Raw genomic sequence first — 20,110 nt, 5'->3', positions numbered from 1 at the left:
ATGCCGGGGCAGACCGCGAGGATCATCGAGCGGATGGTCGGTCGTGGCCGAGCCCCAGGTGTGGAGGCCGGCGGTGAGACCGATGCGGGCGCCCAGATGCTTCGGATCGGCGGCGATCGTCATCATGGTCACCCACCGACGCCCTGAACAAGGAGCTGTCCACAGCCCGCCTGCTCTGGAAGGCGATCTCGGCGGGCAGCGTGAAGACGACGTGGACGTATCCGACCGGCAGCAGGTCGATCTGGCGCTCGCCGCCGCGCCCTGGCAGCCGGGACATTGCCACCTGCGGCATGAATTGTGGACGACGCGCAGATGGCCGCCGAGCGCGGCGGAGCTGCCTCCTTTCGGCGAATGCCAGCATTCGCCTGTCGGGCAAAGGGTCTCGATCGCCGACCTTGACCTTCACCTCCGCCAAGCTCAGGCGTCCGGCGCGGCTCGCCGGGAACGCAGGTTCCGCAACGCGCAGGATGTCGGCGACCTCGATCGAGGCGACCATCGCCTCAGCCAGGCGACAGTCCCTCGCGGGCAACAGGGCATGGCGATCAAGGGAGCTGACAACAGCCCGCACCGTGCGGACCCGACCTTGGCATGGAGCGCGGTGGTGTCGAGCTTGGCGTGACCGAGCAGAACCTGGATGACGCGGATGTCGACACCGTCCTCGAAAAGGTGCGTGGCGAAGGAATGGCGTAGCATGCGCGGCCCGACGCGCTTGGGGATTTCGGCGGCCCGCGCCGCCTCGATGACGATGCGGTGAAGCGGGTAGGTGGAGATGCCTTGCCCGACAGGCGAATGCGTGAATTCGCCGAAAGGGGCCGATCCCAGCTCAGACCGGGGAACAGCCATCCCTCGCGATGCAGGATGCCCTGCCGATGGCCCTCGATCCACCATTCGCGCAGAAGAGCCAGCGGTTCGGCGGACAGCATGGCGTTGGGGTCGCGCCCGCCCTTGCCGCGCTCGACGCGCAGCAGCATCCGCGTGGAATCGACGTCGCCGATCTTCACGGAAAAGGGGACCGCTGGCAAACCGTCCATCGGACTGATCGCCACCCAGGGGGCTGACACCCGAAGGCGGTCCATTCGCTTCCGACCCTTTTTAAGAGGCTGTTTCGGAAGTCCCCGGCGGAGGGGCGGCGAGGGATTTCAGCCGCTCCACGAGGCGCCAAACGCAGTCGATGCCGGTGGCATCGGCGAGGATTGGCAACGAAGTGAGGGGCTGAAAGACCCGGCGAGCCGACCGGGGGACTTTCGAAACAGTCTCTAAGACCTTGCCACTCGGATCGTGCGTTCCCGATAGGGGAGATCGGCCGTGTTGGGTGTGTTGACATAGGCTCCGTGCCGAGCGCCCCCCAAACCGCCATCCGTCCTCTTCCGAGCGCCACGTCGGGCATCGAGCCGATATTCGCCGGGACCACGAGGACGTTCGCCCGGCATTTCGGTGATCAGTTCGGGATCGGTGTCGGTCTGTCCGGTGCTCAGCGCTCCCGATCTCAGCGACGGACGCCGTGCGGACTTTGAACTCGCACACCCCGCCCAAACCGATCCAGCAGCCGCGTTTCTGTTCCGCAGCCCTTGAATGCAGACGAGACCTAGAGCCGATCGTGCCGATCGCGCGACAGGCAAGCGCCACAGATGGAGCTGCCTCGCTCAGTCCGATCCGATCGGAGGAAGCCCCACCGGGCGATCCCGAAGAGAAGCGCGACAGCCAAGGGATCACTCGGCGGCCAAGACGAGACATCTGCTCAGGAGTGCCCGGCCTCGACACGCCGAACAGAGACGAGCCCCGGATCGGGGAAGCGACCTGCGCGCCGCGCGCGGAGGCGGCCGAGACCGTAGCTGATGGCGCTGATCGCTCCGACGAAGAAGCCGATCGGCAGGTCGAATTGATAGGAGAGCGCGATGGCGATCCAAACCGTTCCAGCCGACAGGCTTGCCGACAAGAGCATGGCCTTGACGGGATGATCCGTGAAGGCGCGCGCGGCCGAGGCCGGCCCCACCATGAGACTGAACACCAGCAAGGCGCCGACGACCGGCAACGCCATCGTTGTGGCGAGGCCGACGATGCTCAGGAAGCCGATCTCCATCCAGGCGCCCGACACACCACGCGCTTCGCACAGATCGGGTGAGACCGAGCTCAGCAGCAGGGGGCGGAACAGCACCGCCACGGCGATAAGGCAGACCGCGCCGAGCGCCGCGACCGTGCCGAGCGCCGCGCGGCTGATGCCCAGGATCTCGCCGAACAGGAGCGCGTAGATGGCCTGGAAATATTCCGTCGTGCGGCTCAGGAAAAGGGCGCCGAGGCCGAGCAGCATTGCGAGTGTCAGGGCGGTAGCGATATCGCTGCGCCCGAGCCGCGTCAGCTGGCTGATGCCGAGAATGCCGAGTGCCGAGAACACCAGAAGGCCGATCAACTGGTCGATGCCGAGAAGGCTTGCGGCCGCAGCGCCCGGAAAGGCGCTGAGCGGCAGCGCATGGGCCGCGAAGGAGGAACCGCGGATCACCACGAAGAAGCCGACGACGCCGGCGACGACGGCAACAAGAGTACCGCCCAACCAAGTGTTGATCATGTAGGCGTCGAACATGCGCTGCCTCAGCTTCCGCTGGCCTTTCGGGATTGCCTCGTGCCCGGCGACCGCCCTGCGCCGTCGCGCGAGACCATCGCGGCCGCCAGGTAGACGACGAAGATGATGGAGACGATGCAGAAGCTGACGGGCCAGCCGTGGCCACCCGTCCAGACATAGCTGTCATAGGCGATGACGATGCCGGCCCAGGTGGACGTCAGACCGATGGCCGCAGCATACAGGATCGCGGTTCCGGGCCGCTTCGCCCAACGCAGCGCGATGGCGGCCGGCCCGATCAGAAGCGCGGTGGACAGGATGGCGCCGACCGTGATGGCCGAAAGCGCGACGGCCAGCGCCAGCACGACGAGATGCGCCAATCCGACGAGGCGAACGGGTACGCCCCGGACAGCCGCAAGATCTGGATCGAGCGAGCACAGGAGGAGCGGCCTGTAGAGCAGTGCGATGCCGAGGATCGCCCCCGCGCCGACCGTTAGGACAAGGGGGACGATCGTCGGCGAGATCGCGAACATCGAGCCGAACATCACGGTGACGGTGGCGCCCGCGGCCGTATGTTTCGTGGTCGCGACCAAGAAAAGGAGAAGGGCGGACACGCCGAGCCCGGCTCCCGTGACGATGCCTGTGACGAGGTCGCGCTCGCTCGCCCTGTCGATGCGAAACGCTTCCATGCTGACCGCCGCGACGACCCCCATGAGGAGGAAGCCGAGCAGCGGATTGATGCCGAAGAGGAATGCGGCGGCACCGCCGGCGCTGCTGACGTCGGCCAGGGAATGGCCCGCGAAGGACTGTCCGCGGATCACCGTAAAGACGCCGATCGCGCTCGAAACGACGGCTGCCGCTCCTCCGATCACGGCGGCGGTCCGCACCGGAGCGCTGGTGAGGAGCCCCGGTTCGAGGATGGCGGAGACGAGATCAGGCATGGCGATCACGGGATCTGGACCACGGAAGCCGGGTCGCCGCCGAGGGTCGCGAGCGCTTCCCCGGCCGGGTCGGCCGCTACCACAAGGATGCGGCCGTGCACTCGGATGACGTCGATGCGGAACCCGTAGAGCCGGCTCAGCACCTCCGTGCGCACCACCGCCTGCGTGGACCCGGTGGCGGCGCGGCCATGGGCGAGGTAGACGATGCGGTCCATGGCCGACAGCAGCGGGTTCATGTCGTGCGCCGATAGGAGCACGGCTGTCTGGAACTCCCGCGACAAACGGCGAAGCAACGCCACGATGCCGGCGACGCTTCGGATGTCGAGGTTGGCCAGCGGCTCGTCGAGCAGCAGCAGTCGTGGGCGCCGGATCAGCGCGTGGGCGATCAGAACGCGCTGCTGTTGGCCGCCGGAAAGGCGTCCGATCCGCTGGTCCGCGAAGCTGTCGGCCTCGACGGCCTGGAGCATCGCATCCACCTTGGCCCGACGCGCCCGGGACGGCAGCGGGATGCCGAAGCGCGCTCCATCGAGACCCAGTTCCACGAGATCGCGCGCCCGCAACGGCATCAAGGGATCGAGCGCGAATTTCTGCGGCACATAGCCGATGGCGGCGCGCTTGCCGCCCCCGAGCATCACTCGACCGCTTTCCGGCGATACGAAGCCAAGGATCGTCCTAAGGAGGGTCGTCTTGCCGGACCCGTTCGAGCCGATGAGACCACAGAATTCGCCGGGCCTGAGGGCGAATTCGATGTCGTCCAGGATCAGCCGGCCCGCGAGCGATACGCGGGCCTTGCGGACCTCCAGGACTTTGTCTTCGAGCGGAAGGGTGTCGGTCGTCACTTCTGCAACGATAGGGTCGACGTCTTGTCGGCGACAGCCTTGGTGAGTGCCTCGACCTCGGCCTGCATCCACGACTGATAGGTATATCCGGGGGTCGGCATCGTCTCGTAGACACCGACGACGGGAACCCCTGCCTTCTGGGCGGCGTCGAGGAAGGACGTGGTCAAGGCGTCGGTCACTTGTTGATTATAGACGAAGATCTTGACCTTATGGTTGGAGAACAGCTCGTTCTGGATCGTGATGTCCTGCGGAGCCGGATCGGTACCGTCCATCACGGCCTTTTCCAGGGTCTGGGGCGTCATCAGCTTGCAGCCCATGGCCTTCAGGAGATAGTCGGCGACCGGCTCCGTCGTCGCCACCGGCGTGTCGGGATACTTTGCCTTGAAGGCCGCGATACTGTCCATCCACGGCTTCAACGAGGCAACGAAGGCTTCCGCATTGGCATGGAAGGTCGCGGCCTCGGAGGGCTGCAGCTTGGCCAAGGCGTCGGCCACCGCCATGGCGACCACCGGCATCGTCTTCGGATCGTACCAAAGATGCGGGTTCTCGATGTCGTCGGGAAGGTTCAGGAGCTTCTGCACGTTCAAGACCTGACGCTCGGCGTTGGGTGACGCCGCCATCAGCTTATCGGCCCAGCTGTCGTAGCCGACGCCGTTCTCCACCACCAGCTGTGCTTGCGAGAAGGCCATTGCGAGCTTCGGGCTGGCTTCGAACGTGTGTGGGTCCGTGTTGGGATCGGTCAGGATCGCCTCGACATGCACGGCTTTGCCACCGACCTGACGGATGACATCGGCATATTCGTTCTCGACCCCGATCACCTGGATCGTGGAGGGCGTCTGAGCGGATGCGGAACCGGCCAAAACCATAAGGCCGAGGGTCGCGGCGATGCGAACAAGCGTCATGTGCTTCATCCTGCGCGTCAATGGAAAAAGGCGCGAGCGCCAAGCCAGGACGCCTTTAGATATGATATAACATTACATGTCTAGCGCCTATCAGATCGACCCGGGGAAATCCGGACCGATGCGCAGTGAATCGCCCCGAGTTTTCCGCAGGCCATTTCGTTTACGCCTTGCGGTGATCGTCGATGAACGCGATCATCGTTTGAATGGGCGGTCGAGCTCCCCTCGCCCGGCAGCCGAACGCTTGTCATTCGGCGAAAGGGGCCTCAGCAGAATAGGCCGATGCCTTGCGCAGGATCTCGTTGACCTGCCAAAGCTCCCGGTTCTCCCGCTCGGGAGCGTTCGTCTTCTCAGCCACCTGCGTCGGCATGCCGGCCCTCTTGCCGGCATCGATCCCGGCTCTCTTCACCCAAGCCAGCAGCGTGTGAGCCGAGCGGCCGATCTTCGTCGCGATCGACTGGCAGGCCATCCACCGGGACGAACGATCCCCCTCATGATCCAACACCGGCCGCACCGCACGTTCGCGGACCTCGGGCGAAACCTTGTTCGTCGGTCTGCTCGTGACGGCTCTCATCCTATTTGGACGTTGGAGCCTCTGGAAAACACGGCGCGGTTCGGTCCGGGGCGAAGGGATGTATCTCTACCGAGCCATCGGCAGAGGCGGCGAGACGCTCGACTTCCATCTCTTGCGAACCCGCACGACGAAGGCGGCGAAGCAGTTTCTCAGCAAGGCCTTGAACCGCTCGCCGCATCGCCGGCCTTCGGTGATCCCCTCCAACAGAAGCGCGTAACCTCGACTTGCCGAATAAAGAAGCCGGCCAATCCGCTCTCGCGATGCAGCCGTGACAGACGGCGCAACCGCGAGAGTTAGCTGAAAACGACTGCCAGCTCGGACAGGCAGCCGCATACTTCAGCGCTCTCCGTCAGCAAATTGCGTGAGATTGACTCGGGAGATACACGTATACGATCACAAACCCATTGTTTTGTAATGCTCTGCAATCGACTGGATGGCCAGCATATAGCAAGCCTTTCGCATGCTGAGTTTATCAGGGGATTGCCGTCGAAGGGACGTGATCCGCTCGAACGTCGTGGCGATCGTATCTTCGAGGCCGGATTCCACGAGCTGGCGCTCGGTCGGACCTTCGTTCACGCGCTCCCGAAACGAAGGGGTGAGCTTGCAGCTGCTCTGGCTTTCCATTTCGCCGAGCAATGTGTTGAAAAGGATTTGTTCCCGGCGTCGCTCGAGGCGGCCGAAGCTCATGCGTGACAGATTTTTCGCCCACTCGAAGTATGAAACGACGACGCCGCCGGAATTGGCGAAGATGTCGGGAATGATAGGAATCCCGCGCTCTTCGAGGCGACGCTCCGCCTCGGGCGTCACGGGGCCGTTCGCCGCCTCGACGACGAGCCTGGCTTCGACGTGCTCGACGTTGTCGGCCGTGATGACGCCCTCGTGGGCCGCCGGTACGAGAATGTCGCAAGGGGTGGCAAGCACCGCGTCGCGATCGGCGTTGAAGCTGCCGCCGTTGAAGCCGGAAAGGCCACCCGTCGCTTTCATGTGCGACGTCAGCGCAGCGATGTCGAGGCCATCCGGGTTGGCGATGCAGCCGTCCCGGTCGCTGACGGCGACGATCCTCGCTCCGTCCCGGGATGCGAAGCGCGCAAGGTGCGAACCGACATTTCCGAAGCCCTGAACGGCGATGGTCATGCCGGCCACGGAGGCGGGAAAGCCAAGCTCACGGGCTTCCTCCGACTGGAGAAAAGCCTGGACAGCAAAATGCACCCCGAGCCCCGTCGCTTCCGTTCGCCCCTCGATCCCGCCATGCGTCAGCGGCTTGCCCGTGACGCAGCCCGGCGCATTGATGTCCGCGGCATGGGTTCGCCGATACTGGTCGGCCATCCAGGCCATCTCGAGCGGGCCGGTCCCGACGTCGGGCGCGGGCACGTTCTGCGAGGGGCTCAGGAGATTGCGACGGATTAGCTCGGCTGCGAAACGCCGGGTAATTTGCTCGCGTTCGGCGACGCTCCACTGCGCATTGTCGATCTTCAGTCCGCCCTTCGAACCGCCGAACGGGATGTCGACGAGCGCGCACTTCAAGCTCATCAGGGTCGCGAGGGCTTCGACCTCTTCCCGATCGACGTCGGGCGCATAGCGGATCCCGCCCTTGACCGGTTCGATATGATCGGAGTGAACGGCACGATACCCCTCGAACGTATGAAGCGTGCCGCGCAGACGGACACCGAACTTCACCGTATATGACGAATTGCAGACCTTGATCTTGTGCGCGAGCGCCGGCTCGAGGGCAAGCGACGTGGCGGCTTCGTCGAATTGCTCCTCGACGGCCTGGATGAAGTTGAACACCGTATGACCTCCCATTTCGGTGACGGCTCTCCTAGGCGCAAACATTCGATGCTAGAAGGGGCAACGAGAGCAACAGGTGGTGCAAAGCAGGAGCGTTTATGAGCAGTTCGGTGCGGTTCTCTGGCTACACAGAGCTTCAGGATTCGATCGCGGCGCATTTTCCCGGTCTCACGCCACAGGAGCAGCTGCTCGCCAAGGTCATCATGGAGCGGCCGACGGACGTCGCCTTCAGCAGCATGCGCAAGCTCGCCGCCAGCGCGAACGTCTCGCCCTACTGCGCGATCCGCCTCTTCAAGAAGCTGGGTTTCGCGTCCTTCGACGAAATCCGGCAGCTCGCGACCGCCGCACTGGTCGAGAACCCGGTGGTGGCGCTGGAGAAAGCCCAGGCCTCCCCGCAGGTGGGGCCGGGCAGCATGCTGGCGACGCAGGTGGACATGGTGGTCCGCGCCATCAAGAACCCGACCGTCGCCGAGCTCGACGCCGTCGCGGCCATCCTGGCGCGGGCCAAGGTCAACTACATCGCCGGTTTCCGAACCTCGCAGGCCTTGGCGCAGCACTTTCACTACTGCGGCCAGCATGCGCACAAGAACCTCCTGATCATTACGGGTGAGAGCAGCTACGCCATCGACCAGCTGGCGGGCATCGGTAGCAGCGATGTGCTGTTCGTCCTGTCCTTTAAGCCCTACGCGCAGCTCTCCATCCGGTTGGCCCAATATGCCAAGGGCCGCGGCGCGCGCATCCTGGCGCTGACGGACAACAAGCTGTCGCCGATCTATCGCTTGGCCGACGACATCCTCTTCGTCGCCGCCGAGGGAACGTCCTACTTCAACTCCCTTGTCGGCCCCACCATCGTGCTCGAGCGGCTTCTGGTGCGCATGCATGCGTTGAACGAGGGCGGCGCGGCGGCGCGGCTCAAGGAGTATCGCTCGCTCCACCGCTATCTCGATCGCGCCAATCGCTGACGGCATCGCAACGGCTGGTGCGAAATTCACAGACTTTGCACTGACTTGATGCTGAGCGATTGAAACGGACGCGGGCGACATGCATCCCGGCTCCCGCGAGACCGCCCCCCGGGACCGATGCTGGCCACGCCGATCCGTGCCGACCCCGCCGGACCGTTCCTCGCAAGCCATCCTGCGAAGCCAGGCGCCGTAGAAGGACGTGTAGTTGATGTCGTCAAACCCCTGCCTTGCGAGCGTCGTCGCGGAAATCGCCGACGAGGTCGGTCGAATGACGGAGCGCGGAGACGTCGCCCGGTACATTCCGGAACTCGCCCATGTCGATCCGCGTCAGTTCGGCATGGTCGTCGTCGATGCGGACGGGCGTGTCTTCGCAGCTGGAGATAGCGACACGCCGTTTTCGATCCAAAGCATCTCGAAGGTCTTCACGTTGACCATGGCGCTCGGCATGATCGGCGACCGTCTGTGGCAGAGGGTCGGCCGGGAGCCGTCAGGCAACCCGTTCAATTCGATCGTCCAGCTCGAACTCGAGCGCGGCGTTCCGCGCAATCCCTTCATCAACGCGGGTGCCATCGCCGTCACCGATGTCATCGTGGCCTCACATCAGCCACGCGAAGCGATAGGAGAAATCCTGCGCTTCCTTCAGTCTCTCGCCGCAGACCGGCGGATCGTGATCGACAAGACCGTGGCCGACTCGGAGAAACGGACTGGGTTCCGCAACACCGCCCTTGCGAACTACATGAAAAGCTTCGGGGTGATCGAGCGCCCGGTCGAGTTCACGCTCGGCGTCTACTTTCACCAATGCGCCATCGCCATGTCCTGCCGGCAGCTCGCCACGGCGGCGCGCTATCTCGCTTTCGGAGGAGCGGACCCGGCGACGGGACGCGCTGTCGTGACGAGCGAGCGAGCACGCCGCATCAACGCGCTGATGCTGACCTGCGGCCACTACGACGGTTCGGGAGACTTCGCCTACAAGGTCGGCCTGCCCGGCAAGAGCGGCGTCGGCGGCGGCATCATCGCCGTGGCTCCCAACACGGCCTCGATCGCGGTCTGGTCGCCCGGCCTCGACCGTGCCGGGAATTCGCTGCTCGGTCAGTTCGCCCTCGAACGCCTCGTCAAAAGAACGGGATGGTCGATTTTCGGTCCCTAGGGGCGGTTTGACTCGGCGCTACCTCGCCGACCGAGCGTTATGGTGAGGGCGGCTCGAAGGGGCTTGCACGCTGCGCCCAAGCGCAACGATTGGTGCGTAACCAACAATTCGCCGCCTAACATGTTGCGGGTCGATTGTACGGCGAGGAGAGTTCGGGCATCTCCCGTCGCCAGGTCGCCACTGTGCTGAAGCGGCCATGTCTGGGAGGACAATCTTGCATACTCTACTGAAGACGATCGCTGTGCTCGGCATGGCCGGCGCGGCCACGATGGCCTCCGTGCCGGGCTGGGCGAAAGATCTGGTGGTCGCCACCGACACGGCCTTCGTGCCCTTCGAGTTCAAGCAGGGCGACCGATATGTCGGCTTCGACATCGATCTGTGGGATGCGATCGCCAAGGATATGGGCGTCACCTACAAGCTCCAGCCGATGGACTTCAACGGCATCATCCCGGGCCTGCAGACGCATCAAGTGGATGTGGGCATCGCGGGTATCACCATCAAGGACGAGCGTCGAAGGGCCGTCGACTTCTCCGACCCGTACTACGACAGCGGCCTGCTTTTCATCGTGCCGAAAGGTAGCGCCATCAAGTCGGGTGCGGACCTCAAGGGCAAGGTTCTCGCCGTGAAGACCGGAACGGCGTCCGTTGACTATGCCAAGGCGAACTTCCCGGACGCGGAGCTGCGCCTCTTCCCGAACATCGACAACGCCTATCTCGAGGTCCAGACGGGCCGCGCGGACGCGGCCCTGCACGATGCCCCGAACGTCTTGTACTTCATCAAGACGAATGGGCAGGGAAAGGTGCAGGCCGTGGGTCCGCAGCTCCAGGCCCAGCAATACGGGATGGCCTTCGAGAAGGGGAGCGAGCTGAGGGAAAAGGTCAACGCGAGCCTGGCCAAGCTGAAGGCCAACGGCACCTACAAGGCGATCTACGCCAAGTGGTTCGGCGAAGAGCCCCCGAAGCAGTGATCCGACGCTGACGAGCCGCGTCGTCGCCCAGGTCGGTCACCGGGCCGGGCGACGGCGCTGCCTTCCGGCGATCGCACGAGCGGGTGACCCGTCCTCTCCGGGGACCGGGTCATCGTCGTCGCGGTAACGCCCGGCGGCCCGTAGCCCGCCGCCGGCCTCTCCGCTCCCTTTCCGTCTTATCGGCAGGACGTGTTCCGTCCTCCTCGCAGGGATCTGCGTCCTATGGATTTTGACTGGTCTGTCATCTGGCAAGCCCTGCCGGAACTTTTGAAGGGCGCGCGCCTGACGATATTCATCGCCCTTGTCGGTCTTGTCGGCGGCATGGCGATTGGCACACTCGTCGGTCTCGTCCGCGCCTACGGCCATCCCGTCTTCAATTGGCTGTGTTTCATCTACGTCGAGCTCATCCGCGGCACGCCCATCATCGTGCAGGTCATGTTCATCTATTTCGCACTTCCCCTTCTGGCGGATGTGCGGATCGACCCGCTCTCGGCCGCGATCATCTCCATTGTCATCAATTCCAGCGCCTACATCGCCGAGATCGTGCGCGGGGCCTTCCTGTCGGTCCACAAGGGCCTGAGGGAGGCCGGTCTGGCCTTGGGTCTGCCGTTCTGGAAGGTGCTGGCCTACGTCATCGGCCCGCTCGCTTTCCGCCGCATGACCCCGGCCCTCGGCAACCAGTGCATCGTGAGCCTGAAGGACACTTCGTTGTTCATCGTCATCGGCGTGGGCGAACTGACCCGCTCCGGGCAGGAGATCATGGCCTCGAACTTCCGCGCGGTGGAAATCTGGTCGGCGGTCGCGATCATCTATCTCGCGATGACGGCGGTTCTGTCGCTCGTCCTGCGTACCACCGAAAAGAGGATGCGGATCCTGTGAGCATCGTAGAATTCAAAGGTGTCACCAAGCGGTTCGGCACCGTCACCATCCTCGACAACGTCGACCTTTCCATCCCCGTCGGCGAGAAGCTGGTGCTGATCGGCCCTTCCGGCTCCGGCAAATCGACGCTCCTGCGCTGCATCAATGCGCTGGAGGAAATCGATGGCGGCGACCTCATGGTCGACGGGCACAGCGTGAAGGGCGGTTCCAAAACCGTGCGCCTCATCCGCCAGGAAGCGGGTATGGTGTTCCAACAGTTCAATCTTTTTCCGCAGATGACAGCGCTGGAGAACGTCGCCTTCGGCGCCCGCCACGTGCGCGGCACGCCGAAGCGGCAGGCCGAGGAGGAAGCCCGCGAACTGCTCGCCAAGGTCGGCCTCGCCGAGCGCGCCGGCCACTATCCCGGCGAGCTGTCGGGTGGCCAGCAGCAGCGCGTCGCCATCGCCCGGGCGCTCGCCGTGCGTCCCAAGCTGATGCTTTTCGACGAGCCCACCTCGGCGCTCGATCCCGAACTGCGCCAGGAGGTGTTGTACGTCATGCAATCCTTGGCCGAAGAGGGGATGACGATGATCGTCGTCACGCATGAAATCGGCTTCGCCCGTCAGGTCGGGACACGGCTGATCTTCATGGAGGGCGGCAAAATCACGGTGGACGGCCCTCCTGCTGAACTCATCTCTACCCCTCAGAACCCAAGGCTGCGCGAATTTCTTCGTCACGTGCACTGACGGGTATGGACTCCGCATGGATGGGCTGTGACGTGCCCCCGACTTTGGACCGCCCGGCTGGAAGATTTCCGGGGTGATTTGCTCAGGCGGGCGGGCTGCCGTCCGAGCGTTTCATCAGCTCGATCGGGGTCTTGTGACCGATCGCGCTGTGAGGGCGGACTTCGTTGGTGTCTCTACGCCAAGCCTCCATCTTGGCCTCCGCGTCGTCAAGGCTCATGAACCAGTGCTGGTTCAGGCACTCGGCTCGGAACTTGCCGTTGAAGCTCTCGATGAAGGCATTCCGGCATGATGGCGCCGGTTCCCTGTTCCCGAGATGGGATGGAGCGGATAGCTTTCTCCGATCCGGGCCACGGGGCACCGGGAGCACGAAGAGTGCGGGCAGGCCGTCGCACTGACATGAGCTGCGAGCTCGAAGTCGTTATCTGGCCGCCCCTGCGACTAGCCCGGATGCGCTGCAAGCGCAGATCCGTAACTGTCGTGTCGCCCGCCGGCTCCCCTGATGTCACAGACCAGGAGGAGGACATGCGGATCGTCGGCATGGATATCCACCGGGTGGCGGCCGAGGCCGTGGCGCTGCTCGACGGCAAGTTGGTGAAGCTCGGCCGCATTCCCATGCTGCGCGACAGCCTCGAGGCGTTCGCGCGAACCGCTCTTGCCAAGGACGATCACGTCCTCGTCGAGGCGACAGGCAACGCCGCTGCCGCCGTCGAGGTGCTGGCGCCTCATGTGGCCGCGTCGTCATCGCCAATCCCAAGCAGGTCAGGCTGATCGCGCACGCCAAGATCAAGACCGACGCGATCGATGCGGCCGTGCTGGCCAAGCTTTACGCCACCGGCTTCCTGCCGCAGGTGTGGGTTCCGGACGAGCCGACCCTTGCCGTGAGACGGCAGATCGCTCGCCGGACCCAGCTTGTGCACCAGCGGGTCCGGCTCAAGAACCTCATCCAGTCGATCCTGCACGCGCATCTCGTCCCGCCATGCCCGCACGGGAACCTGACCGGGATCAGCGGACGCAAGTGGATCGCGGCGCAGAGCTTGCCCGGCCCCTTGCGCGCCTTCTTCCAGCGGATCGCGGCCAAACGGGGCAAGCCGATCGCGGCTGTCGCGACCGCCCGCAAGCTGGCAATGATCATCTGGCACATGCTGACGAAGAACGAAGACTACATCTGGGTGCGACCGGCCCTTCTGGCCCGCAAGTTCCGCAACATCGAACTGAAGGCCGGACTGCCAGCTGAGCACGCCAAGCGCGGGGCAGCCTACGACTACAATGTCCCGGAGAAGCGAGCCGCGGAGCGGGCGCCGGTCGAGGCAGCGGAGATGGCGTACGCTGACCTCACATCCCGATGGCGGACCCGACACGCCGCGAGGGAAGCGAGGGAGGAGAAAGCGCCGGCACCATCATAAAGGGGCTTTCCAACAACATCCGTGTCCGTAGGCTTTCCCGGCCTTGAGAAGTCCAGCTCGACCTTGTTCAGGTAGGCCCACTGATCGAGCATCCGACCGGCGAACTCCGGGCCGTTGTCCACCCGAATGCTCGCCGGCTTGCCGCGAAGGGCAACGAGCCGGTCGAGCTCCTCGGCGACTTGATACGCCCGGAAGTTCGTCCTCGCACAGGTCGCGAGAGCCTCTCTCGTATGGCAGTCGAGGATGGTCAGGATTCGGAACGGCCGATCGTCGAACAGCCGGTCCGACACGAAGTCCATCGACCAGACCTCGTTGGCATGCTCCGCCGTGGCCCGGCCCACCCGGTACCGCGAGGACCGCCGGCGCTTCGGGCTTCGCGTGCGGATCCACAGCCCTTCCTCGCTGTAGAGCCGGTACACGCGCTTGTGGTTGATCACCCAGCCCTCGCGCTGGAGCAGGATGTGCTGGCGTCGATATCCATAGCGGACCCGGCTCGCGGCCAGATCCTTCAACCGCATGCGCAGCGCTGGTGCCGGATCGCGGCGCGACTTGTAGCGATGGGAAGCCCGTCCAAAGCCGCTGGCCTGATAGGCCCGGCGCTCCGATACGGCATAGGCCGCCTGGAAGTGCCGGACTTGCCTCGCGGCGTCGAACGGGCTTCACCATTTTTTCGCAGGGCATCCTGCAGCATCGTCTTGTCCAGGCTGAGATCCGCGACCAAACGCTTCAGCTTGGCGTTCTCCTCCTCGAGCTGCTTCAGGCGCCGGATCTCCGACACGCCCATCCCGGCATAGACCTTCTTCCAGCGATAGAAGGTCGCTTCGGCGACCCCCGTTCTCGCGCCGATCGATTCACAGGATCGATCGGTCTTCGCTCGAACTGCGGCAGATCTCCGCCACCAGCGTGCCGTTCTCCGGCTGCCGCAGGGCAAAGGCAATCTGCTCGTTCGTGAACCGCTTCTTGGGCATCGGCTCTCTCCTCTCACCGAAAAATCGTGCCCGAAAATTCTCACGCCGTCCGGACCAGTTTCACGGGTCAGGACCAGGCTCCCCTCGGGATCGAGTAGTGGCTTGCCGGACGTCCGCTTTGCGCAGGGGTTTGGAGGAAGTAGTTGCTGCCGTTGATCTAGTATCAGCCTCGAAGGGCGTTCCGCCGGTGACAAATGCGACCAATCGCGTTCAGCAGGATCTGAGATGCTAGGATGGCGGTAGAGCCGGAGTGGTCGTAGTCCGGCGCGACCTCAACGAGGTCAATGCCGACGATCTCGCCGCGCTTGGCGAGCGCCGCGATCAACTCCAAGCCCTCGTAGTAGGTGAAGCCGCCGTGGCTCGGCGTTCCCGTCCCGGGCGCGATGGACGGATCGAAGCCGTCGATGTCGATAGACAGGTAGTACCGCTTGCCCGCCGGGATGCGCTCAGCGACGGCATCGACGCCGAGTTTGCGGATCTGGCGCACCGACAGGATGTCCGAGCCCATCGCCCTGGCCGCCTCGTAGCCTTCCTTGGCGGTGGACGAGACGTTGCGGATGCCGAGCTGCGTCAGGCCGGTCACCCATGGACGCTCGGCGGCACGTCGCATCGGGCTGCCGTGGCCAAGGCGCACCCCGTGCCGCTCGTCGACGAAGTCGAGATGGGCGTCGAGCTGCACGAGGTGGATCGGCTCCTGGTCCTCGAACGCCGCAATACAGGGAATGTTGACCGAGTGGTCGCCGCCAAGCACCACGGGCATCGCGCCCGAGGCCAGGATGGCACGTACGCCCGTCTCGATCGCGGCATGGCTGGCGATCGTGTCCGTGTGCACGATGTCGGCGTCCCCGATATCGACGATCCGGACGCCGTCGAGATAGGTGACGTCGTCCTCGTGGTCGTAGGCGCCCGCATGGCCGAAGGAGAAGAGCGTGGACGCCTCGCGGATCGAGCGTGGTCCGAAGCGGGCACCCGCGCGCCATTGCGTGCCGAAGTCGTAGGGCGCGCCAAGGATCGCGACGTCAGCGTCGATTCGGCTCCAGTCCTCGACATAGGGGCTCTTGGCGAAGGTCGAGATGCCGACGAAGGGAAGGTTCAGGCGGCCCTTGTCGTATCCGTGTGCGCTCATCGTCGGTCCTTCCGGGATCATAGGGCGCGCTCGCGCCAGGTTTGCAGAAACTGTGCGAGGCGCGGGCTCGAAGGTTCGGCGAAGAGAGGCTTAGGCGGCCCCTCCTCGACGATCCGTCCGCCGTCCATGAACACGACGCGGCTTGCGGCATGGGCCGCGAAGCCCATTTCGTGCGTGACGATCAGCATCGTCATCCCTTCGGCGGCGAGCGTCTTCATGACGCCCAGCACCTCGCCGACAAGCTCGGGGTCGAGCGCCGATGTCGGCTCGTCGAAGAGCATGACACGGGGCTTGGCCGCGAGGGCCCGGGCGATGGCCACACGCTGCTTCTGGCCGCCCGACAGTTGCTCGGGACGATGGCGCGCATGCGATGCCAGCCCGACCTTCTCCAGCATGGCGAGGCCGGCCGTCTCGGCCTCCCGGCGCCCCATCCTGCCGACGAGGCGGAGGGCAAGCGTGACGTTGTCGAGGACGCTCAGATGAGGCCAAAGGTGGAAATGCTGAAACACCATGCCGAGCGGCGCGCGTGCCTCGGCGAGTTCCCGCTCGCCCGCCAGCTCGCGCCCTAGCGGCGTCTCGCGCCAGCCCATCAGCTTGCCGAAAACGAGCGCGTCGCCCTCGTCGTAGGTCTCCAGGAAGGCGATCGACCGCAGGAGCGTCGACTTGCCCGAGCCAGACGGGCCGATGATGCACGTCACGTCCCCGGCGGCGACTTCGAGATCGACCCGATCGAGGACGGTGCGGGTGCCGTAACGCTTGGTCAGTCCACGCACGCGGATCACGGGATCAAGCATGGGTCCGGGTCTCCGTTGTGCGCAGGGCGCGCTCGGCACGCAAGCCAAGGCGGGCGACAAGTTCCACCAGTGCCCAGTAGAGCAGCGCGGCGGTGAGGTAGGGGGTGACGACGGCGAAGCTCATGTTGCTGATCTCGCCAGCGACCTTGGTCAGCTCACTGATGGTGATGATCGAGAGCACCGCCGATTCCTTGACGAGCGCGATCACCTGTCCGGTCGCCGGGGGGATGCAGAGCCGCGCCGCCTGGGGTGCCTCAATGCTTAGGAAACATTGCGAGCGACTGAGGCCTAGGAGGCGTGCAGCCTCGACTTCGCCCCATGGCACGCTGCCCAGCCCCGCCCGGAAGATCTCGGCGAAGTAGGCGGCGCCGTAGAATCCGAGCCCGACGACGCCAATGGTCGTGGCGGGCAGGAGCAGGCCGACCGAGGGCCCGCCGTAGTACAGGAGAAACAGGAGGATCACGAGCGGCGCGCCACGCATGAACTCGGTGTAGAGGCGCGCCGGGCAGCGCAGGAAGGCCGAGCGGCTTCGCAGGGCGACGGCCAACGGCATGGCCAGAAAAACGGCGAGAAGGATGCCCGCCGCAGAGATGGCGAGCGTCGTCGCGAAGGCCTGCGCGAAGAGCGTAAGCTCCGCAGGGGTGAGCCAGCCAGTCATGCCCGCCCTCCCGAAGCCAACCGCCGTTCGAGCCAGAGGCCGATTCCCGCCAGGACGGCAGCAATGGCGAGGTAGAGGATCAGCGCCGCACCATAGGCCTCGAGCGGCCGGAAAGTGGCCGAGGCGATCTGCTGCGCCCGCCGGGTGATCTCCGTCACCGCGATGACCGAGACCAGCGACGAGTTCTTCACCAGCGCCAGCATCTCGCCGACGAGCGCGGGCAACATCAGGCGAACGGCCTGCGGCGCCTCAATGCGCAGGAAGGCGGCCCTGCGGCCGATGCCCAAGAGTCGTGCCGCCTCGATCTGTCCCCGCGGCACGGCGAGGAGACCAGCGCGGTAAATCTCGGACTGGAACGCCGCCGTGTTCAGCGCGAGGGCAAGGGTCGCCGCCAGGGCGGGCGGGATCGTAAGCCCGGCCATCGGCAGGAGGTAGAAAACGACGAGAAGCTGAACGAGGATCGGTGTGCCACGCCAAAAGGATCGGTAGAGGCCTGCCGCTCCCGTCGACAGATGACGGGGCGACAGGGTGCAGGCCGCGATCACGAGGCCCAGCGGCGCACCGAGAAGGAGCGCGCCGCTGCTGACGAGGATCGTCGTCGCCAAGCCGTCCAAGAGGGCCGGCCCGTGGTCTTGCAGGAACGCGATCATGCCTGGTTCACCTGGGACGGACCCCTCAGCTCGCCGGCTCGGGCAAGCTGGTGGGCAGATCCATGGCGGCCCCGAACCACTTCTTTTGGAGCTCGCGCAGCTTTCCCGACTGGTTGAGCTTGACAAGTTCGGCGTCCACCAGCGCGTTCAGGTCTGCGCTTTCGGCGTCGTTGCGCCCGGCCCAGGTGAAGTAGGTCTTCGGCCCGAAAGTCGGCTGGACGACCTCGAACACGTCAGGCCGCTGGCGCGCCGCCTCTAGGAGGCTCGGAAGCGAGTTGACGACGGCACGGATGCGCCCGGCGGCCAGATCGGCATAGGCCTCGCTGAAGTCGACATAGGTCGTGACGCCGGAAACCGGAGTGCCGGCCTTCTCCAGTTCGCCAGCCAGCGTCTGGAGCGCGGCGAGCTGGGCCGAGCCCGCCTGCGAGCCGACGGGCTTGCCAGCGATGTCCTCAGGCTTGGCGATCTCGGAGTCACCCTTGCGCTTCAGGATGGCCATGGTGGCGTCCGCCACGGGGACAGAAAGGTGGTAGGCAGCCGCACGCTCGCGCGTCGCCGTGACGGAGGTGACCACGTAGTCGAAGCGGCCGGCGGCCAAGCCCGGCAGGATGCCCTGCCACGGCAGGTCGAGCCGCTCGAAGCGGACGCCCGGCAGGGCGGCCATGACCTCGCGCATGATGTCGGCGGAGTAGCCTACGATCTCGCCGTTCTCCACGAACTCGAACGGCGGGAAGCGGGCTTCGGTCCCGACAGTCAGGACCCCCTTCGCCTTCACCTCGTCCAGGAGGCCGGCGGAGGCTTGGGACGGGCCGAGGAGAGCGATGGCGACGGAGAATAAGGCGGCATGGCGGAGGCGGGGGAGGCGCATGCTGGGCTCCGGAGGGCGTTTCGAACGAACGCAGAAAAGCAGTTCGCTTGCTCCCGAAGAATAGGAAAGGTATGGCCTTCACATCGAGGATCTTGATGTATCGCCGATGCAGATTGCGCAGTCCGACCTTCGCTCGCTTGCCGTCTTCCGCTCGGTCGTGGAGCATCGAAGCTTCCTCGGCGCGCAGGTGGCGCTCGGCCTCAGCCAATCGGCCGTCAGCTTCCATGTGAAGGCTCTGGAGGACCGGCTCGGCTTCCGTCTCTGCCGGCGTGGGCGCAGCGGCTTTGAGCTGACCGACCGCGGCGCCGTCGTCTACGAACGCTCCAAGGCTTTGTTCCTGTCGTTGAACTCCTTCGAGAGCGACGTCGGGGATCTTCGTCACCGCATCACTGGAACGTTGCGGCTCGGCCTTGTCGACAATACCGTGACGGACGACGAACTGCCGATCCATCAGGTGGTCGCGGCCATCACCCAGCGTGCGCCCGAGGCGCGAGTCGAGATCGTAATCAAGATCCCGGAGGATCTGGTCGCGGACCTTGGGAACGGCGGCATCGACATCGCCATCCTGCCCGAGATCCAACCCTACCGGGGACTTCGCTTCACGCCGCTGCGCACCGAGGCGCACTCGCTCTACCGCTCGCCCGGACATCCGTTGCGCGCCAAGGCGACGGCCGACCTGACGCGGGCGGACGTCGAGGCCCATCCCTTCGTCGTGCGTCCCTACAGTAACCTTCGGGAGCTCCAACACTTCCCGGGCGCCCGCGTGTCGGCGACGGCCTCCAACATGGAGGCGGTCGCGATCTTCGTCCTGTCGGGCCGCTTTCTCGGCTACCTGCCCGACCACTACGCCAAGGCTTGGGTTAACAAAGGGGAACTGGTGCCGGTCATGGCACCGGAAACCTCCATCCCCTCGCCCTTCGTGATCGCGACGCGCGAAGCCGAGCGGGCCTCGTCGGTCCTGGACCTCTTCATCCGCGAACTTGCCGGCATCGCAACTGCCAGGCTGCATCAGCGCTCGAAGGCGTCGGCGTAAACTCTCGCCGTGGAGCGCCCCCCGTTTGATCGGACACTTTGGCTACGAAGATTGAGCTCGAATGAACTCGCGGGGCGAGCGCATTCTGAGCGCGGAATGGGATGGATTTCGTTGTAGGGCTCTTCTCTATACGGCGTGTTGAGGTCAAGCGCTCCTGATCTGCTGTTTGCCCTTGCTGATGTGTGATTCCTTGGCTGTCGTGCTTCTCTTCGGGATCGACCCGGTCGGGCCCTCCCACGATGGGATCGGAACGAGCGAGGCAGCTCCATCTGTTGCGCGTCCTGACCACGCGATGGGCATGATCGGCTCTAGAGCCCTAGGCTCAGGACCTATTA

18 protein-coding genes and 5 pseudogenes are annotated in these 20,110 nt (G+C 65.0%); 8 read left to right on the top strand and 15 right to left on the bottom strand.

Annotated elements, in window-relative coordinates:
- Positions 1 to 30: 30 nt before the first annotated feature.
- The 7 genes and pseudogenes from NS365_RS25335 to NS365_RS12290 all read right to left on the bottom strand — a co-directional run.
- A pseudogene (locus tag NS365_RS25335) lies at positions 31 to 496 on the bottom strand (transposase zinc-binding domain-containing protein); the annotation flags it as partial.
- Positions 418 to 843 (bottom strand): tyrosine-type recombinase/integrase, encoded by a 426-nt coding sequence (locus NS365_RS25260; RefSeq protein ID WP_343286842.1) that lies wholly within the window; start codon positions 841 to 843, stop codon positions 418 to 420. The gene NS365_RS25260 and the pseudogene NS365_RS25335, both read right to left, overlap by 79 nt.
- Positions 844 to 1,738: 895 nt before the next feature.
- Complete coding sequence (locus tag NS365_RS12310; RefSeq protein WP_058600590.1) at positions 1,739 to 2,578, bottom strand: metal ABC transporter permease; 840 nt, start codon at positions 2,576 to 2,578, stop codon at positions 1,739 to 1,741.
- 8 nt (positions 2,579 to 2,586) lie between these two features.
- Positions 2,587 to 3,495 (bottom strand): metal ABC transporter permease, encoded by a 909-nt coding sequence (locus NS365_RS12305; protein ID WP_058600619.1) that lies wholly within the window; start codon positions 3,493 to 3,495, stop codon positions 2,587 to 2,589.
- Between the two features lie 5 nt (positions 3,496 to 3,500).
- Positions 3,501 to 4,334 carry a metal ABC transporter ATP-binding protein gene (locus tag NS365_RS12300; protein WP_058600589.1) on the bottom strand — a complete coding sequence of 278 codons (834 nt, stop codon included), beginning with the start codon at positions 4,332 to 4,334 and terminating at the stop codon, positions 3,501 to 3,503.
- Positions 4,331 to 5,236 (bottom strand): metal ABC transporter solute-binding protein, Zn/Mn family, encoded by a 906-nt coding sequence (locus tag NS365_RS12295; protein WP_058600588.1) that lies wholly within the window; start codon positions 5,234 to 5,236, stop codon positions 4,331 to 4,333. Before NS365_RS12295 ends, NS365_RS12300 begins: the two co-directional genes overlap by 4 nt.
- Before the next feature lie 169 nt (positions 5,237 to 5,405).
- Positions 5,406 to 5,807, bottom strand: a pseudogene (locus NS365_RS12290) (IS3 family transposase); the annotation flags it as partial.
- Here NS365_RS12290 and NS365_RS23570 point away from each other — a divergent pair.
- Complete coding sequence (locus tag NS365_RS23570) at positions 5,794 to 6,024, top strand: DDE-type integrase/transposase/recombinase (protein ID WP_430515421.1); 231 nt, start codon at positions 5,794 to 5,796, stop codon at positions 6,022 to 6,024. The pseudogene NS365_RS12290 and the gene NS365_RS23570 overlap by 14 nt on opposite strands.
- Before the next feature lie 176 nt (positions 6,025 to 6,200).
- On the opposite strand, the gene NS365_RS12285 is transcribed toward NS365_RS23570, so the two are convergent.
- Positions 6,201 to 7,595, bottom strand: a complete 1,395-nt coding sequence (locus NS365_RS12285; protein ID WP_244493560.1) for a Glu/Leu/Phe/Val family dehydrogenase — start codon at positions 7,593 to 7,595, stop codon at positions 6,201 to 6,203.
- Positions 7,596 to 7,693: 98 nt separating this feature from the next.
- Here NS365_RS12285 and NS365_RS12280 point away from each other — a divergent pair, with 98 nt between their 5' ends.
- The 5 genes from NS365_RS12280 to glnQ all read left to right on the top strand — a co-directional run bounded on the left by NS365_RS12280 (position 7,694) and on the right by glnQ (position 12,275).
- On the top strand, positions 7,694 to 8,557 hold the full coding sequence (locus NS365_RS12280) for a MurR/RpiR family transcriptional regulator (RefSeq protein ID WP_058600585.1): 864 nt from the start codon (positions 7,694 to 7,696) through the stop codon (positions 8,555 to 8,557).
- Between the two features lie 208 nt (positions 8,558 to 8,765).
- Positions 8,766 to 9,704, top strand: coding sequence for a glutaminase (locus NS365_RS12275; protein WP_058600584.1), 939 nt, complete (start codon positions 8,766 to 8,768; stop codon positions 9,702 to 9,704).
- Positions 9,705 to 9,954: 250 nt separating this feature from the next.
- Positions 9,955 to 10,671 carry a glutamine ABC transporter substrate-binding protein GlnH gene (gene glnH / locus NS365_RS12270; protein ID WP_153003750.1) on the top strand — a complete coding sequence of 239 codons (717 nt, stop codon included), beginning with the start codon at positions 9,955 to 9,957 and terminating at the stop codon, positions 10,669 to 10,671.
- 222 nt (positions 10,672 to 10,893) lie between these two features.
- A complete protein-coding gene (gene glnP / locus NS365_RS12265) occupies positions 10,894 to 11,550 on the top strand; it encodes a glutamine ABC transporter permease GlnP (protein ID WP_058600583.1) in 657 nt (218 codons plus the stop codon).
- Positions 11,547 to 12,275 (top strand): glutamine ABC transporter ATP-binding protein GlnQ, encoded by a 729-nt coding sequence (gene glnQ, locus NS365_RS12260; protein WP_058600582.1) that lies wholly within the window; start codon positions 11,547 to 11,549, stop codon positions 12,273 to 12,275. The genes glnP and glnQ overlap by 4 nt, the downstream gene beginning before the upstream one ends.
- A gap of 82 nt (positions 12,276 to 12,357) precedes the next feature.
- Here glnQ and NS365_RS23565 read toward each other — a convergent pair.
- Positions 12,358 to 12,573, bottom strand: a pseudogene (locus NS365_RS23565) (integrase core domain-containing protein); the annotation flags it as partial.
- 224 nt (positions 12,574 to 12,797) lie between these two features.
- Between NS365_RS23565 and NS365_RS12250 the strand changes: the two are divergent.
- A pseudogene (locus NS365_RS12250) lies at positions 12,798 to 13,678 on the top strand (IS110 family transposase).
- Here NS365_RS12250 and NS365_RS23560 read toward each other — a convergent pair.
- From NS365_RS23560 to NS365_RS12220, 6 genes and pseudogenes are all read right to left on the bottom strand, one after another.
- Positions 13,597 to 14,646 (bottom strand): annotated as a pseudogene (locus tag NS365_RS23560) (IS3 family transposase); the annotation flags it as partial. The pseudogenes NS365_RS12250 and NS365_RS23560 overlap by 82 nt on opposite strands.
- A gap of 163 nt (positions 14,647 to 14,809) precedes the next feature.
- A complete protein-coding gene (gene speB, locus NS365_RS12240) occupies positions 14,810 to 15,772 on the bottom strand; it encodes an agmatinase (protein ID WP_058600617.1) in 963 nt (320 codons plus the stop codon).
- Between the two features lie 17 nt (positions 15,773 to 15,789).
- On the bottom strand, positions 15,790 to 16,566 hold the full coding sequence (locus tag NS365_RS12235) for an amino acid ABC transporter ATP-binding protein (RefSeq protein ID WP_058600579.1): 777 nt from the start codon (positions 16,564 to 16,566) through the stop codon (positions 15,790 to 15,792).
- The gene (locus NS365_RS12230) at positions 16,559 to 17,224 is read right to left on the bottom strand and encodes an amino acid ABC transporter permease (protein WP_058600578.1); all 666 of its coding nucleotides are present in this window, start codon (positions 17,222 to 17,224) and stop codon (positions 16,559 to 16,561) included. The genes NS365_RS12235 and NS365_RS12230 overlap by 8 nt, the downstream gene beginning before the upstream one ends.
- Positions 17,221 to 17,874, bottom strand: coding sequence for an amino acid ABC transporter permease (locus NS365_RS12225; RefSeq protein ID WP_058600577.1), 654 nt, complete (start codon positions 17,872 to 17,874; stop codon positions 17,221 to 17,223). Before NS365_RS12225 ends, NS365_RS12230 begins: the two co-directional genes overlap by 4 nt.
- A 25-nt stretch (positions 17,875 to 17,899) precedes the next feature.
- Positions 17,900 to 18,742: a transporter substrate-binding domain-containing protein gene (locus NS365_RS12220; protein WP_058600576.1), complete on the bottom strand. Its 843-nt coding sequence runs from the start codon at positions 18,740 to 18,742 to the stop codon at positions 17,900 to 17,902.
- Between the two features lie 106 nt (positions 18,743 to 18,848).
- Here NS365_RS12220 and NS365_RS12215 point away from each other — a divergent pair, with 106 nt between their 5' ends.
- Positions 18,849 to 19,775, top strand: coding sequence for a LysR family transcriptional regulator (locus NS365_RS12215; protein WP_058600575.1), 927 nt, complete (start codon positions 18,849 to 18,851; stop codon positions 19,773 to 19,775).
- The last annotated feature ends 335 nt before the right edge of the window (positions 19,776 to 20,110 follow it).

The organism is Aureimonas ureilytica, assembly GCF_001475935.1.
GTDB lineage: Bacteria > Pseudomonadota > Alphaproteobacteria > Rhizobiales > Rhizobiaceae > Aureimonas > Aureimonas ureilytica_A.
Note: the sequence above shows the minus strand (reverse complement) of the source record. Positions and strands in the feature narration are given on the sequence as shown.